Genomic DNA, 15,552 nt, shown 5'->3' with positions numbered 1-15,552 from the left:
CACTCAATCCGCGAAAGGATCAGGTTGATGCGGGTTCGTCGACAGCCAGACGGATTTGGTCTGCATGAAGCAGCGCATCCCTTCCCAGCCGTTTTCGCGCCCGTAGCCTGATTGTTTCATGCCTCCAACCGGCGACTGGGTGGCTGCGTTGAAGTAGTTGTTGATATAGACGGTCCCGGCCTCGATCCGGGACGCCACCCGCATCGCGCGTGCGACATCGCGGGTCCATATCCCGGCGGCCAGCCCGTAAACCGTATCATTGGCGATGCGAATGGCCTCGGGCTCCTCGGTCCAGGCTTCGGTGCTGACAACCGGGCCAAAAACTTCGTTTTGCGCCAGGTCGGCAGAGTTCGGGACATCGGAAAAGATGGTGGGACCGATATAATAGCCCTTGTCCCTGCAGGCCGTGCGTCCGTCCAATCTCAGGTAGTGACCGGCCTCCTCAGCGGCGGCGATCCGGCTCAGAACAGATTCATAATGTGGCCGGTTGGCTATCGGTCCGATCTGGGTTGCGGGATCAAGCGGGTCGCCGACCCGCGCCTTTTTTACGACATCCACCAGGCGGTCGGTGAAATCTTCGATCACTTCGGCATGCACCAGCAGGCGCGAGCCGGAAATGCAGCTTTGCCCACCGGGTGGAAATATCCCGGCAGCCACGCCATTCACCGCCAGTTCCAGATCCGCATCCGGAAACACGATTTGCGGCGACTTGCCGCCCAGTTCCATCACCACCGGTTTGACCTGTTGCGCAGCCGCGATTGCTGCGGCCCGCCCGCCAGCCGTGCCGCCGGTAAAACTGACCATGCGCACATCCGGGTGTTCGATCATCGGTTTGGCGGTTGTCGGCCCATACCCTGTGACCACATTCAGAACCCCGGGTGGCAGATCGGCCTCGAGCAAGATGTCCATCAGCTCAAGCGTCGAACAACTGGAATGCTCCGAAGGTTTGATCACAACGGTATTTCCCGCCGCCAGACAAGGCGCAAGCTTCCAGATCAGCGTACCCAACGGAGAGTTCCACGGCAGCACCTGTGCCACCACGCCAAACGGCTCCCATGTCATGTAGTTGTGGATGTCCGGTGCCTCGGCCGGTATCACACGGCCTTCGAACTTGTCGCACATGCCTGCGTAATAATGCCAACTGTCGACCTGCCACTGACCCGGTTGCAAGCCCGGCGTGATCATGGAAGGCAGCTTGCCGTTGTCCTGTGTCTCAATCACCCCAAGACGCTCGGCGTGTCGGGAAATCACGTCCCCGATCCGGCGCAGCACCCGCCCGCGTTCGGCGGGCTGCATTCGTCCCCAGGGTCCGTCGTAAAATGCCTTTCGCGCCGCCTCGACCGCTCGGTTCACATCTGTTTCGCGGCAGTCCGGTACACGGGCCCATACTTCTTCGTTGGCGGGGTTTTCGCTGTTGATATATGCGCCGCCCGCCGGGTCGTGCCATTGGTTCCCGGCAAAGTGCCGAAAGGTCCGGATATTGCTCATGACGCGGTCTCCATTGGATGTTCAGCGGGACGAGGTGCCCGGCCAAGGATCATGTCGGCGGTTTTCTCGGCCATCATCACAACGGTTGCATAAAGGTTTCCGGTGATCTGAGCGGGCATGGCCGAGGCATCGCAAACCCGCAGCCCCTCAACCCCGTGCACGCGCAGTTGGGAATCCAGCACATCACCCATCCGGGCAGTGCAGCACAGGTGATGGCCGGTATAGGCGGTTCTTCGGATGGCATCGGTAATCTGCGCATCGGTTTTGGCCCCGTGCCACGGGCCGATTTCACCCGTCAGATATTGCGCGATCTGGGGTTGTGCCATCACCTCGCGCATCGCGGAAACGCCACGCTTCAGACACTCCAGGTCGCGGGGGTCGGCGAAGTAATTGGGGTCGATGACCGGGTGCAGAAGAGGGTCCGTGCCGGACAATCGAACCGTACCCTCCGAGATCGGTCGTTCCAGATTGATGTCGATCTGCACACCGGGTCGCGCCATCTTTCGCCCGCGCACCAGTAACTTGCGGCCTAATCGGTTCAGCAACGGCACAGTTTCATGCGCACCGTCACCCAGGTTTTCCTCAACCACCATCGGGGTCATGTGCACCTGAAGCTCGGGCCATTTGGGGTCGTCGAAGGCGTGAAACAGCACTGTCGAGAAAAAAGCGCCGCCCCCGGGGCCCGATCCGTTCAGCAACCATCGTCCCATCAGCAGAGCTGCCCTGTCCAGACGCTGATGTTTGGCGTGGCTCTGGTCCGCGCGGTCGGATCCGTATTGCATCGACACGTTCGGGTGATCCGAAAGATGCGCGCCAACCGAGGGCAGGTCGGCCAAAACCTCGATATTGTGAAACCGCAGATGATCCGCCGGTCCAATCCCCGACAACATCAACAACTGCGGCGTCCCGATGGCGCCCTGACACAGGATCACTTCGCGCTCTGCCCGGATGACCTCACCCGTCAAGGTCAGCAGTCCGACGGCACGGCAGTCTTCGGTGACAACCCGCGCAACATGAACGCCAGTGCGGACGGTCAGGTTCTTTGGCCGGGATTTCAGGTAGGCAATCGCCGCCGACTGCCGGACGCCTTTGGCAACCGTGCTGTCATTGCGCGCCACACCTGTTCTGTGCGGACCGTTCAGATCGTCCAGTTCGCGATGCCCGGCGGCTGCCGCCGCCGCGATAAACGCCTGCTCCATCAGGCCGAAATTGCGCGCCGGTTCCGTCTTCAGGGGGCCATCCGCGCCATGCCAGGCATCCCGTCTTTCACGGGCGCCTTCGGCCCGGCGGAAATAAGGAAGGACCTCGGCGTAAGACCATCCGGTCAGCCCCTTCTGCCGCCACAGATCATAATCCGCCGCGACACCGCGCATGTAGATCATGCCATTGACGATCGAGGACCCGCCCAGCGCCTTGCCACGCGGATAGTAAACACAACGGCCCCCCAATCCGGGCTGAGCAACGGATGTATAGCCCCAGTCCAGCCTTGGGTTGCCGAACACGAATCCGTTCCCCGCAGGCATCCGAATAAACAGATCGCGCCCCTCGCCGCCCGCCTCGACCAGACAGACCGATATGTCCGGATCTTCGGCCAGCCGCGCCGCCAGAACGCATCCGGCCGAGCCGCCTCCGGCGATGACATAATCGAAGGAACTATTCATCGCGGCAGCCTGTCCAGAATGGCACCGGTCATCTCGGCGCCGGTTGCTGGGCCGCCCAGATCGGGCGTCATGATCCCGTCCCGCAATGTGGCAGAAACAGCTCTGTGCAGGTGGTTTTCAGGGTCGGGCAGGCCAAAGCTGTATTTGAACATCATTCCGACCGACAGGATCGTCCCCACCGGATTGGCGATCCCCTGACCCGCAATGTCCGGCGCAGACCCGGCGGTGCTTTCATACATGCCAAACACCGGACCACGGGCGGGACTGGCGCTCAGACTTGCCGAGGGCAGCATACCCAGTGACCCCGCGTACACAGCCGTCAGATCGCTGAGCACATCTCCCATCTGATTGCAGCACAACACGACATCAAAATCAGCAGGCCGCTGCATCAACTGATAGGCGCAATTGTCGGCGAACATGTTTTCGAATTCGACATCCGGGTATTCCTGCGCCACCTCGGTCACGACGTTGCGCCACAGTTTGTAGCTTTCCATGACATTGGATTTGTCGCAGCTGACCAGACGCCTGCGCCGTTCGCGAGCCAACTGAAACCCACCATGTGCAAACCGGGCGACTTCGTTTTCGTCATAAGCGGTCAGGTCATAACCCTGCCGCACCCCATCGACCCGACGCTGGCCGCGTTCGCGGGCAAACATCGCACCGCCACACATTTCGCGCAGGATCAGCACGTTCGCCCTGTCGGCAACACCGGCCCGGAACGGGGTCCGGTTCATCAATCCTGCCCATGCCCGCGCGGGCCTTAGCCCCAGATAGGTCTGCAGATGGTGGCGCAGATACATCAGCCCGTCCTGGCATTCCGCGCCGCCGGATACCCGGATGTCATCCCAGTCGGGTCCGCCGACCGCGCCCACCAGAACAGCATCCGATGCCTTTGCAAGTTCCAGAACCTCGGGCGTGCAAAACGTGCCATGCACCTCCCACGAAGCGCCGTGCAGCAGCCCGTGCCTGACGCACAGCGCAATACCGTATCGCTGCGCCAGCACTTCGGCCACCTGTAGTCCATAGCCCACGATCTCGGGACCGATGCCATCGCCACCCAGCGCAAGAATCGTCTTTTCCATGGAACGACCCTGATTTGGTTCCGCAAACAGATTTGCCCGCTTGCAGCGAAAGAAAAAGACGGAAATGATGAATGAATATTGTTCCTGCAATGAATGATTGTGACGCATGTCCATTCCCCTGCACCAGATCAACGCCTTCGACGCCGCCGCGCGCCACCTCAGCTTTTCCCGTGCAGCCGAGGAGTTGAACGTGCTGCAACCCGCGATCAGCCGCCATGTCGCGGCGCTTGAGGCGGAACTGGGGACCCGGCTTTTTGCCCGCACCAAGCCCCGCCTGACCCTGACAGAATACGGGGTTTTGCTGGCCAAGGCAGTGTCACAAGGATTCGGGGCCATCCGAGGCGGGCTTGACGCGGTGCGAACCCGCGCGCACGAGGACACGATCGTGGTCAGCGCCAGCATCGGTTTCACCAGCCTCTACCTGTTGCCGAGACTGGCCGGGTTTCAGGCGGATCACCCCGACACCAAGCTCCAGATTGTTACCCGGGATCAGAACCCCGACTATGATCCGGCAAAATGTGACGTCGTTGTTCTTTTCGGCGAACACGGCATTCCGGGTTGCTCATCGCTGCAAATATTCCCCGAGCGCATGGTGGCCATTTGCCGCCCCGACCTGCTGCGCGACGGGCAACCCTATTCCCGCGCGGCATTGGCCGGGCAAAAACTGCTGAATATGTCCGAGCGTGACCATAACGGCGATTGGGTGCGGTATTTCCAGGGAACCGGAAAGAAAGTGCCGTCACCACCCGGCCATGACACCTACCTCAGTTTCATGGTCTATCTGCGCGCCATACAGAACGGTCTGGGCATCGGCATTGGCTGGCGGCCCTTGATTGACGAGTTTCTGGCCAACGGAACCCTTGCGCTCGCTTGCGACCACGAGCTTAAAGGCAAACGTGGGTACTTCTGCTCGGTCACGGCCTTGGGGAAAACAAAAACCGGCGCCCGCCTGTTTCAAAAATGGATCGCGCAGGCGGCATAGGGTTTGGCCCTGCTCACCCAACGGGGACAGCGTTTTTGCTTTTCCGCTTTCCGGTTTCTCGCCATGATCGAACCACCGTGCAGGCACAGCGGATCGCAGCAACCCGATACAGGATAGCCCCATGACCAGATCGGAGAATCCCGGCCCCGCAACAACGCCGCGCACACGCGTCAAGGCCCGCCACATTCTGGATAACTATTATATCGGACCGGCTGTGGACGGCTCAGTTCTGGAAATTTGGGGCTATACGGACCGCATGTCCTATGCACCGGGCGATCGGGTTGCGTTGCGGGTTTCGACCACTGCCCAAAACTGGACGCTGGAAATTGGCCGCGACGGGACGGATTACGAGCCGCTGCTTCACGAAACCAACCTGCCCGGCATGCACCAAACCACCCCGCCGGACTGTTCGGTGAATGGATGCGACTGGGCAGTCGCCTACGAATTCACCATCCCCGATGACTGGCGCCCGGGCGGATACCTGATCACCTTCAGTGCGGAGCAGGACGGCGACCGGGTCGAAGAGCATCACCTGTTTCTGCTGCGCCACGCGGCGGATCACGTGCCCGCCCCTTACGTTCTGATCTGTGCCACCGGCACCTGGCTGGCCTATAACTGCTGGGGAGGTTCGAACCATTATCAGGGCATTACCGGACCCGACGGCAATGCATTTTCACCCGTGGTTTCGACCCGGCGCCCCTGGACCCGTGGGTTTTGTAAACTGCCCCACGGCGCCCCGCGCGCGGTTCCCGAAGCCCCGCATGTGCCCGGTGGAATGGTACGTTACCCCTACATGGAATGGGCCTATTCCTATGGGTACTCCAAGAAATACGCCTCGGCCGGCTGGGCCAGTTACGAGCGGCATTTTGCTGTGTGGGCCGAAGCGAACGGTTTTGATCTGGATTTTGCCACTCAGCACAATCTTGATGCTGACCCGGACCTGCTGAACCGCTACAAATGTGCGATTTTCGTGGGTCACGACGAATACTGGTCTGCCCCGATGCGCCACGCCGTGGACCGGTTCACCGAAAACGGCGGCAAGGTGGCTCGGTTTGGCGGAAACTTCCTATGGCAGACCCGGATCCAGGATCAGGGCCGTCAGCAGGTCTGCTATAAGTACAATGCCGATCAGGATCCTCTGGTAGGAACAGACCAGGATCATCTGGTCACTTCCGCATGGGAGGTCACCCCCGCCAACTGGCCCGGCGCACAGACCTTTGGCGCAAACGGACTGGGGGGCGTGTATGCCAGCCTCGGACGTTGCGCGGGTCAGGGCAGCGGCGGCTTCACCGTCTATCGCCCCCGACACTGGGCGTTTGCAGGCACCCAACTGGGTTACGGCGACCAACTGGGTGCGACCTCGCGCATTTTCGGGTACGAGGTGGATGGCGTCGACTACCGGATGGAGGATGGCCTGCCCTTTGCCAGCGGAAATGACGGCACCGATCCGGAGGTCGTAATCCTTGCGCTGGGGATGGCCACAAATATCGAGCCGGAATATGGCGTCTGGGGTGAAACCGTCTACATCGGTAACGATGATGCCAGTTTCAAAGCGCAGGCAATCTTTGGCGACGTCACAGAAGAAACGCTGGACCGTAGCACCCGCGGCAACGGGGTGATCGTGCACTGGCACCGCGGCAAGGGTGAGGTGTTCAACGCCGCCACCTGTGAATGGGTCATGGGGCTGACCCGGCGGGATTGGCAGGTTGAACGGATCACAAGGAACGTACTGACCCGGTTCGGTATCTGAACGTCGCGGACGCCGCGGTTGCTTTGCGTGCTATTGGGTGCAGGCCAAACCGGCAATCGGGTCTGTGCGGGAAACTTCCTTTACCTGAGCAACATCGCCGCAAACAACCTGAAGCCGCAGCATCCCTGCGTTCGGAAACCTGTCGAAATACGCGAACTTTACTCGATCAAGCTGCTCTGCGTTCTGGCAAGTGATCCGATAGTCGGCAACAAATTCCATATGCCGTTCGTCACCTGCCTTGTCGCTCTGCCCCTGTGCGACGCTGGTCAGCGTTACATTCGCTGACGCGTTAAAACAGCCAGCTTCGACCGGAGGTTCAAACAACTCCAGCGGTTTGGACAGGTCCGACACGGCCCGGGCTACCAGCACGCGATCGTCGTTGTTTTCCGCCGGATGTTCGAACCCGACGATGTCCGCTCCGGGCGCGGAAAATGAGAGCTGTATGCTCGTATCGGAGTGGGTAACGATCAGTGTTCCCGTACCGTGGCTATGTGATTGAGAAATATTGGATTCTTCGGCCAGAACAACGACTGGCATCAGGGAAAATGCGACCATCGCTGCTTTCATAACCAGTGCACCGTTCAAAAAGAATCACTGGCTTTATTGTATTCCGATCCGTCAATCGCGCAATGTCAGCACCCCAACCAGACCTCGCCAGATATGGGTAGGGGGCGCGGTCGGAACATAATACGACTATTTCCGACAATAAAACTCAGGTTGACATTCCTGACTAATTAAATCAGCTATAGGCGGAACGGTGCCTGCCACAAGACACCCGAACTATTGTTTCTGACAGGAAAGAAAATCATCATGACCAAACGCTTTGCCACAGCGGGTACGTTGACACTACTTGCCGCAACTTCAGCAATTGCCGCTGATGCGCCCTCCCGGGCGGACGTTCTGAACACCTATGCCAATATCGCCGAAGCCACGTTTGAAGACAGCCTGATTGCCGCGAAATCCCTGCAAACCGCCGTCGACGCACTGATTGCCGATCCGTCCGACGCCACGCTGAACGCCGCACGCGCCGCGTGGGTCGCGGCCCGCGTGCCCTATCAGCAGACCGAAGTCTATCGCTTCGGCAACGCCATCGTCGACGACTGGGAAGGCAAGGTGAACGCTTGGCCGCTGGATGAGGGGCTGATCGACTATGTCGACGCCTCCTACGGCGGACCGACCGACGAGAATGAGTTTGCGGCGCTGAACGTCATCGCCAACCCCAGTTTCGATCTGTCCGGCAACACTATCGACGCCGCCGAAATCACGCCCGAATTGCTGAGTGAAACCCTGCACGAAGCAGACGGCATCGAGGCCAACGTCGCAACCGGCTATCACGCCATTGAATTCCTGCTCTGGGGCCAGGATCTGAACGGCCACGGCTCGGGCGCGGGAAACCGTCCTTCCACCGACTATGTGCAGGGTGACGATTGCACCGGCGGCAACTGCGATCGCCGCGCTCAGTATCTGAGCGCCGCAACCGAACTGCTGGTCAGCGATCTGGAATGGATGGCCGCCCAGTGGCAGTCAGGCGGTGCGGCACGCGCCGCGCTGGCCGAAAGCGACAAGGCCGGTGTCAGCGCCATCCTCACCGGCATGGGCTCGCTGTCCTATGGCGAACAGGCGGGTGAGCGGATGCGCCTTGGCCTGATGCTGAACGACCCCGAGGAGGAGCATGATTGCTTCTCGGACAACACTCACAACAGTCATTACTACGACGGGCTGGGCATTCAGAACGTCTATCTGGGCAGCTATACCCGCATCGACGGCACACCGGTTTCCGGTGCGTCGCTGTCGGACCTGGTACTGGCCACCGACCCGTCGCTGGACGCTGAGATGAAGGCCAAGCTGGCCAACACAATGCAGGCGCTGGGTCGTCTGAAATCGACAGCCGAGGCAGGCTTTGCTTATGACCAGATGCTGGAACGCGGCAATGAAGGCGGTGAGGTCCTGATCATGGGCGGTGTGAACGGCCTGATCGACCAGACCAAGACCATTGAGCGTGTCGTGGCTGCGCTGGATCTGGATAAGGTCAGCATCGAAGGCTCGGACAGCCTGGATAACCCAGGTTCGGTGTTCGAATAAGACCTGTCTGGTCGGACACCCCCCTCCCGGCCTGACTGAACCGGAAGCATCTGAAAGCGGGTGCTTCCGGATATCCGGATCACCGGGGTTTGATGTGAAAAGCCGCATCCGAACCCCCGACTGACATCAAAGCTCGACCACAACTATGGGCGCATTACCATGATCATCTGCCACTGCACACATATCTCGGACCACGACATCCGCGCCGCGATCGACTGGATGCGCGCGTCTGACCCGCACACAGTGATCACGCCCGGAAAAATCTACCATGCGCTTGGGAAATCAGCGGATTGTGGCGGATGCATGCCGCTTTTTCTCGACTCGATGCGGTCCTGCGATAATCTGGAAGTCCCCATGCAACTCCGCGCCCTGCGCAGCGGAGCAACACAGGAGAGTGCAGATGAAAGGCGACCCCAAAGTCATCGAATACCTCAACAAATCCCTGCGGCATGAACTGACGGCGGTCAGCCAGTACTGGCTGCACTACCGCCTGCAAGAGGATTGGGGCCTTGGCCATATGGCCAAGAAAAGCCGCGAGGAAAGCATCGAAGAGATGGGCCATGCCGACAAGCTCATCGAACGGATCATCTTCCTGGAAGGGCATCCCAACCTGCAAAAACTCGATCCTCTGAGGATCGGCCAGACCCCGAAGGAAACGCTGGAATGCGACTTGGCGGCGGAACAGGATGCGCGAGCGCTTTATGTCGAAGCCCGGGGATATTGCCGCGAGGCGGACGACTATGTGTCGATGTCATTGTTCGAGGATTTGATCAGCGATGAAGAAGGCCATATCGACTTCCTCGAAACGCAGCTCGACCTGTATGAAAGGATCGGCGAAGCCAATTATGCGCAGCTCAACGCGTCGAAAATGGACGAAGTGGACTAAACTCTGTCTTTTGTCGGTGGTCACGTGCGTGGCCACCCCCTCCCTGTCCGCCGAACTGCGTGACATTCACCTGAACTTCCAGCCCAGAACCGAGGAAGAGCGCAACCGGATCTCCGCCGTCACGGCGTTGCCCGATGATTTCAGCGCGCCGCAACGGTTCGAGGACCTGCCCGCCGGGGCGGCCACCGTGCGGGCGCGCCAGGACGCCGATGCCTTTTCACAACCCTCGGGCAATCTGAGCTTCGAGCAGGAGCTGGAATTCCGGGTCGGCAACGGGCTGTTCAGAAAGATTTGGGTATCGTCCCCCGCATCTACATTGGCCTCGGATGGTCTGGGCCCGCTTTACAACGCCCGATCCTGTCAGCGATGCCACATCAAGGACGGGCGCGGCCATACGCCCAACGGCCCGGACGACAACGCGATATCGATGTTCCTGCGCGTGTCTGTTCCCGGTGGCCCCGACGACGGGTATTCCGAGATCGAGGACTACATCGCCACCCGTCCCGAACCGAATTACGGCGGCCAGATGCAGGACCTAGCCCTGCCCGGCCATCCGGCCGAATACCGGCTGGATATCGCATATGAGGATGTCCTCGTTGAGCTGTCGGAAGGCGAAACTGCCATCCTGCGCCGCCCGACCTACAGCGCGGCAGATCTGGGATACGGCCCGTTGCACCCGGACGCGATGCTCAGCCCCCGCGTGGCGCCTCAGATGATCGGATTGGGGTTGCTTGAAGCCATTCCGGTCGACGATCTGCTGGCCAACGCCGATCCCGAAGATATGGATGGCGACGGGATTTCCGGACGACCGAATATCGTCTGGTCAGCGGAATTTGGTGAACCGATGATGGGCCGTTTCGGCCATAAGGCCGGAATGCCGACGATCATGGAACAATCCGCCGCCGCCTTTGCGGGTGACATCGGCATTTCCAGCCTGCTCTACCCGGCGCCGCACGGCGATTGCACCGACCGCCAAACTGCTTGCGTTGCGGCCCCCCATGGCGATCAGGACATTAGGGAATTCGAAATTGACCAGCAGGGCATGGACCTGGTTGCATTCTACAGCCAGAATCTTGGCGTTCCGGCCCGACGCGATGTGGATGATCCGCAAGTGCTGCGCGGGAAAGAGGTGTTCTACACCTCCGGCTGTGTTTCCTGCCATACGCCCGCTTTCGTCACGCACCGCATGGACGACCGGCCTGAACACAGCTTTCAGCTGATCTGGCCGTATTCCGACCTGCTGCTGCACGACATGGGCGAGGGACTTGCAGACAACCGCCCCGAAGCCCGCGCCGATGGCCGGGAATGGCGCACCGCACCGCTGTGGGGCATTGGCCTCACCGAACAGGTGTCCGGCCATACCCAGTTTCTGCATGACGGGCGTGCCCGGTCGCTGCTTGAAGCCATCTTGTGGCATGGGGGTGAGGCGCAGGCGGCGCGGGACAGTGTTGTTTCGATGCCAAAAGCCGACCGCAATGCCCTTGTGCGTTTCCTCGAAAGTCTCTGATTCATGCGAAATCTCACCTTACTGGCTGCCCTCATATTGCCAATAGCTGTCCAGGCCCAGGACCTTCAGGCTGTACTCGCGGACACGGTGCAATCCCACATCCTGCCGCGTTTTGCGCAGCTTGCGGACACGTCCGGCACACTGAAAGCATCGTCGCAAGCGGATTGCTCAACGGACACCCCCGATCTGCAGGCAGCTTATCACGATACCTTCGACGCATGGATTTCTGCCAGCCACCTGCGCTTTGGCCCTTCGGAAACCGATGACCGCGCCTTTGCCCTGGCGTTCTGGCCCGACAGCAAAGGTTTCACGCCCAAAGCGTTGTCAGGACTGATCGCCCGGGAAGATGATGCGGTCTATTTCGCCGAAGGGTTCGCGGAAACATCCATCGCTGGGCGCGGTTTCTTTGCTCTGGAGCAGGTTCTGTTCGACCCGCAACTGTCCGTGGCAGGCGCGGATAACTATCGCTGCGCGCTGGTTCGGGCCATCGCGACAGATATCAAACGGAATGCGCGGGCTATCGACAACGACTGGCAGTCCTATGCCGGCAAAATGGCTCGACCCGGACCCGACGGCCCCTACCGGTCCGATGATGAAGCGATGCAGGAACTGTTCAAAGCCCTGATCACCGGTCTGGAGTTTACCGCCGACACCCGCCTTGGCCGCCCCATGGGAACGCATGACCGCCCCCGCCCCAACCGGGCCGAGGCACGCAGGTCCGAACGATCCCTGCGCCATGTGGAATTGTCGCTGATCGCCTTGCACGATCTTGCCACTCATCTGTCGACCGGTCATCCCCGGATTGCCGACGATCTGGACGCCGCCTTTGCAAGAGCCATAAGCCGGGCACAATCACTGGACGATCCGGCCTTTGCGGGTGTCGCCGATCCACAGGGACGCATCCGGGTCGAAGCGCTGCAACAGTCGATCAACGACATCCGCGCTATTGCCTCTACCGAACTCGGCCCGACCCTTGGCATCAGCGCCGGGTTCAACTCACTGGACGGAGACTGATCCGCATGACCACCCGCCGCCGCTTTCTGGCCGGTCTGACCGCCGCCGGTCTTGCCCCGATGCAAGGGTGGGCGTCGGTGGGCGGCCCGGACTATCTGGCTGCGGCGTTATTCCCGGATGATACGTACCGCCTGGCCGGGTTGGATGTGAACGGAACCATCGTGTTTTCCCGGCCATTGCCCGCCCGGGGCCACGCCGCTGCCGCGCATCCATACTTGCCGCAGGCGGTGGCCTTTGCCCGCCGTCCCGGTACCTTTGCCGCGGTGATTGATTGCGCCACTGGGGCGCAAATCGCCGAGTTGCAGGCCCCAAAAGGGCGCCATTTCTATGGCCACGGCACCTATTCGCGAGATGGAACAAGGCTGTACACGACCGAAAACGACTATGACGCTGGCGCGGGCATCATCGGCATCTGGAACGGCCAAGATTACACCCGGATCGGAGAGATTTCCTCGGGCGGTATCGGCCCGCACGACTTGCGCCTGATGCCGGATGGCGTTTCTTTGGTCGTCGCCAATGGCGGGATCGAAACCCATCCCGACACGGGCCGCACCAAGCTGAACCTGCCGGTGATGCAACCCAACCTGACCTATCTTGACCTGTCCGGCGACATTCTAGAGACGGTGGAACTGCCGCGCGCGATGCACAAGAGCTCGACCCGTCATCTGGCGGTGCGCCGGGATGGACTTGTTGCCTTTGCCATGCAATGGCAGGGCGACGCGACCGCTCACCCGCCGTTGTTGGGCCTGCATCACCGTGGTCAGGCGCCCCGGCTCCTGTCGGCACCCGACACCGATCAAGCCACGCTTTAGGGATACGCAGGAAGTGTCGCGTTTTCTGCCAATGGCGAAACCGTCGCGATCACCTGCCCGCGCGGCAACGCGTTGCATCAGTTCAATGTCGCAGACGGGCGACTGGCCAGCATCCACCAGCTTGACGATGTATGCGGGTTAAGCGCAGGGCCCCAGGGGTATGTCTTTACCACCGGCACCGGAGTGATCGGCAGCCTGAGCGGCATCAGCGCCAACAATTTGGCCCAACCGGACTGCCAATGGGACAACCACCTGATCCCTGTCCGGGCGTTTGGCTGAACCTCGGCATTTTCCATCGCATAGATTACACTTGGACGAATCAAACTGCTGCCGTATTGGCGGGCGCAAAACCGGCACTCCAGACGCACAAGGACTGGCTTGATTGAAACATACGCCCAACGCACCGCATTCCATCTACGGGGTTGAGAAATGGGGCAAAGGCCTCATCGAGGTGACGGAGCAGGGCGAGATCGGTCTGCGCAATCCCATGGCGCCCGAGGCTGCGGCAATCAGCCTGCCCGGCATCCTGAGCGACCTTGAGGAACGCGGCATCAGGGCCCCGATGCTTTTGCGTATCAGTTCCTACCTGGAAAACGAGATCGCTCATATCAATGAAAGCTTCCGCGATGCGATTGCCCGTACCGGGTACAAGGGGCACTATCGCGGTGTTTTCCCGATCAAGGTGAACCAACAGGCGCAGGTCGTGGACCGGATCGTCGAGTTCGGGAAGAAGTACAATTACGGCCTGGAAGCCGGATCGAAACCCGAACTGGTGATCGCGCTTGCCCATCGTCTGGCCAGCGAAGCACTGATCGTGTGCAACGGCGTCAAGGATGCCGAGTTCATCCAACTGGCAATCCTCAGCCGCAAGATCGGCTTTAACACGGTCATCGTGCTGGAAAGCCCGAAAGAGGCCGACACGGTGATCGAGGTATATAACGAACTGGGCATCGAGCCCCTGATCGGTGTCCGGGTCAAACTGACCAACCAGATCAGCGGCAAATGGGAAGAAAGCTCGGGCGACCGGTCCGCCTTTGGCATGAACACCGATCAGCTGGTCGCTACTGTCGACAAACTGAAAGCGGCTGGCCTGCTGCATTGTCTGAAGCTGCAGCACTCGCATCTCGGATCTCAGGTGCAGGACGTCAACGACGTGCGCCGCGCCGTGGGCGAGGCTTGCCGCTATTACACCGAGCTGACGCGCGAAGGCGTGCCGCTGACCCATCTGGACCTCGGCGGCGGCATGGGTGTGGACTATACCGGCGAGAAGAAAGCCGCCGAGAACTCGATCAACTACACGGTCGAGGAATACTGCGCCAATGTCGTCGAAACCGTGGCCTACGCGATGGATGAGGCCGAAGTGGCCCACCCGACTCTGGTCACCGAAAGCGGTCGCGCTGTGGTGGCAACCTCGTCGATGCTGCTGTTCAACGTGCTGGAAAGCACGCTCTACGATGCGCCCAACGGACCCGAGGTGGAACCCGATGACCACCATATGGTATCGGACCTGGCCGCTGTGTCGAGTTACCTCAGCATCGACCGGTTGCAGGAATGCTGGAACGACGCCACCTTCTATCGCAATGAACTGCGTGCCCTGTTCCGGCGCGGCTATGTCGACTTGCGCCAGATGGCCCGGGCCGAGCGCATCTACCTGTCGCTGATGACCCGCCTCAAGGCGCTTGCGGCCAGCGACGATCTGGAAACCGATGTGGACGACCAGCTTGAAAAAGTGGCCGATATCTACCACTGCAACTTCTCGCTGTTTCAGTCCCTGCCCGATGTCTGGGCCATCGACCAGTTGCACCCAATCGTCCCGCTGCAGGGTCTGAACGAAACACCCGACCGCCGCGCGGTCCTGTCCGACATCACCTGCGACAGCGACGGCAAGATCGACCGCTTCATCCTGGCCGATGGTGTCTCTCCCAGCCTGCCGGTGCATTCGCTGCCTGAAGAAGACGAATACTACATGGGCGTCTTCTTTGTCGGTGCCTATCAGGAAACGCTGGGCGATCTGCATAACCTGTTTGGTGATACCAACGTCGTCACCATCGACCTGCGCGTTGACGGCGGCTTCGACCTGCTACACGAACAGGAAGGCGACACCATCTCCGAAGTTCTGTCCTATGTCGAGTTTGATCCCGGCGATTGCGTCGCTGCCTTCCGCAAAATGGTGGACGAGGCGATCTCGACCGGTACTCTGAAAGCCAAGGACCGCAAAACCCTGATGAGCGCCTACCGCGACTCGATCAACGGCTACACCTATTACGAATAACCCCCTGTGAGAGGAG

General features: G+C 60.5%; 12 protein-coding genes and 1 pseudogene. 9 read left to right on the top strand and 4 right to left on the bottom strand.

Going from position 1 to position 15,552, the window contains the following annotated elements:
• Positions 1 to 3: 3 nt before the first annotated feature.
• The 3 genes from ACR0JW_RS17105 to leuB are packed head-to-tail and all read right to left on the bottom strand — an operon-like array spanning position 4 to position 4,231.
• A complete protein-coding gene (locus tag ACR0JW_RS17105; protein ID WP_170682148.1) occupies positions 4 to 1,488 on the bottom strand; it encodes an aldehyde dehydrogenase in 1,485 nt (494 codons plus the stop codon).
• Entirely contained in the window at positions 1,485 to 3,149 is a 1,665-nt protein-coding gene (locus ACR0JW_RS17100; protein WP_480714241.1) for a GMC family oxidoreductase, read from the bottom strand. The genes ACR0JW_RS17105 and ACR0JW_RS17100 overlap by 4 nt, the downstream gene beginning before the upstream one ends.
• On the bottom strand, positions 3,146 to 4,231 hold the full coding sequence (leuB, locus tag ACR0JW_RS17095) for a 3-isopropylmalate dehydrogenase (protein WP_170682150.1): 1,086 nt from the start codon (positions 4,229 to 4,231) through the stop codon (positions 3,146 to 3,148). The genes ACR0JW_RS17100 and leuB overlap by 4 nt, the downstream gene beginning before the upstream one ends.
• Before the next feature lie 106 nt (positions 4,232 to 4,337).
• Between leuB and ACR0JW_RS17090 the strand changes: the two genes are divergently transcribed.
• The gene (locus ACR0JW_RS17090; protein ID WP_480714240.1) at positions 4,338 to 5,213 is read left to right on the top strand and encodes a LysR family transcriptional regulator; all 876 of its coding nucleotides are present in this window, start codon (positions 4,338 to 4,340) and stop codon (positions 5,211 to 5,213) included.
• A 121-nt stretch (positions 5,214 to 5,334) separates the two neighbouring features.
• The gene (locus tag ACR0JW_RS17085; RefSeq protein ID WP_480714239.1) at positions 5,335 to 6,963 is read left to right on the top strand and encodes a N,N-dimethylformamidase beta subunit family domain-containing protein; all 1,629 of its coding nucleotides are present in this window, start codon (positions 5,335 to 5,337) and stop codon (positions 6,961 to 6,963) included.
• A 30-nt stretch (positions 6,964 to 6,993) separates the two neighbouring features.
• On the opposite strand, the gene ACR0JW_RS17080 is transcribed toward ACR0JW_RS17085, so the two are convergent.
• On the bottom strand, positions 6,994 to 7,530 hold the full coding sequence (locus ACR0JW_RS17080) for a ZrgA family zinc uptake protein (protein ID WP_170615965.1): 537 nt from the start codon (positions 7,528 to 7,530) through the stop codon (positions 6,994 to 6,996).
• Positions 7,531 to 7,773: 243 nt separating this feature from the next.
• Between ACR0JW_RS17080 and ACR0JW_RS17075 the strand changes: the two genes are divergently transcribed.
• The 7 genes and pseudogenes from ACR0JW_RS17075 to speA all read left to right on the top strand — a co-directional run bounded on the left by ACR0JW_RS17075 (position 7,774) and on the right by speA (position 15,536).
• The gene (locus ACR0JW_RS17075; RefSeq protein WP_170682153.1) at positions 7,774 to 9,045 is read left to right on the top strand and encodes an imelysin family protein; all 1,272 of its coding nucleotides are present in this window, start codon (positions 7,774 to 7,776) and stop codon (positions 9,043 to 9,045) included.
• Positions 9,046 to 9,204: 159 nt separating this feature from the next.
• Positions 9,205 to 9,498, top strand: coding sequence for a (2Fe-2S)-binding protein (locus ACR0JW_RS17070; RefSeq protein ID WP_170615961.1), 294 nt, complete (start codon positions 9,205 to 9,207; stop codon positions 9,496 to 9,498).
• A complete protein-coding gene (bfr, locus tag ACR0JW_RS17065; protein WP_170682154.1) occupies positions 9,446 to 9,931 on the top strand; it encodes a bacterioferritin in 486 nt (161 codons plus the stop codon). The genes ACR0JW_RS17070 and bfr overlap by 53 nt, the downstream gene beginning before the upstream one ends.
• Positions 9,891 to 11,438, top strand: a complete 1,548-nt coding sequence (locus ACR0JW_RS17060; RefSeq protein ID WP_170682155.1) for a di-heme oxidoredictase family protein — start codon at positions 9,891 to 9,893, stop codon at positions 11,436 to 11,438. Before bfr ends, ACR0JW_RS17060 begins: the two co-directional genes overlap by 41 nt.
• A gap of 3 nt (positions 11,439 to 11,441) precedes the next feature.
• Positions 11,442 to 12,452, top strand: coding sequence for an imelysin family protein (locus ACR0JW_RS17055; protein ID WP_480714238.1), 1,011 nt, complete (start codon positions 11,442 to 11,444; stop codon positions 12,450 to 12,452).
• A gap of 5 nt (positions 12,453 to 12,457) precedes the next feature.
• Positions 12,458 to 13,543 (top strand): annotated as a pseudogene (locus ACR0JW_RS17050) (DUF1513 domain-containing protein).
• Positions 13,544 to 13,646: 103 nt separating this feature from the next.
• Positions 13,647 to 15,536 (top strand): biosynthetic arginine decarboxylase, encoded by a 1,890-nt coding sequence (speA, locus tag ACR0JW_RS17045; protein WP_170682158.1) that lies wholly within the window; start codon positions 13,647 to 13,649, stop codon positions 15,534 to 15,536.
• Positions 15,537 to 15,552: the final 16 nt, after the last annotated feature.

It is taken from the genome of Ruegeria sp. BG6, from assembly GCF_056538465.1.
Note: the sequence above shows the minus strand (reverse complement) of the source record. Positions and strands in the feature narration are given on the sequence as shown.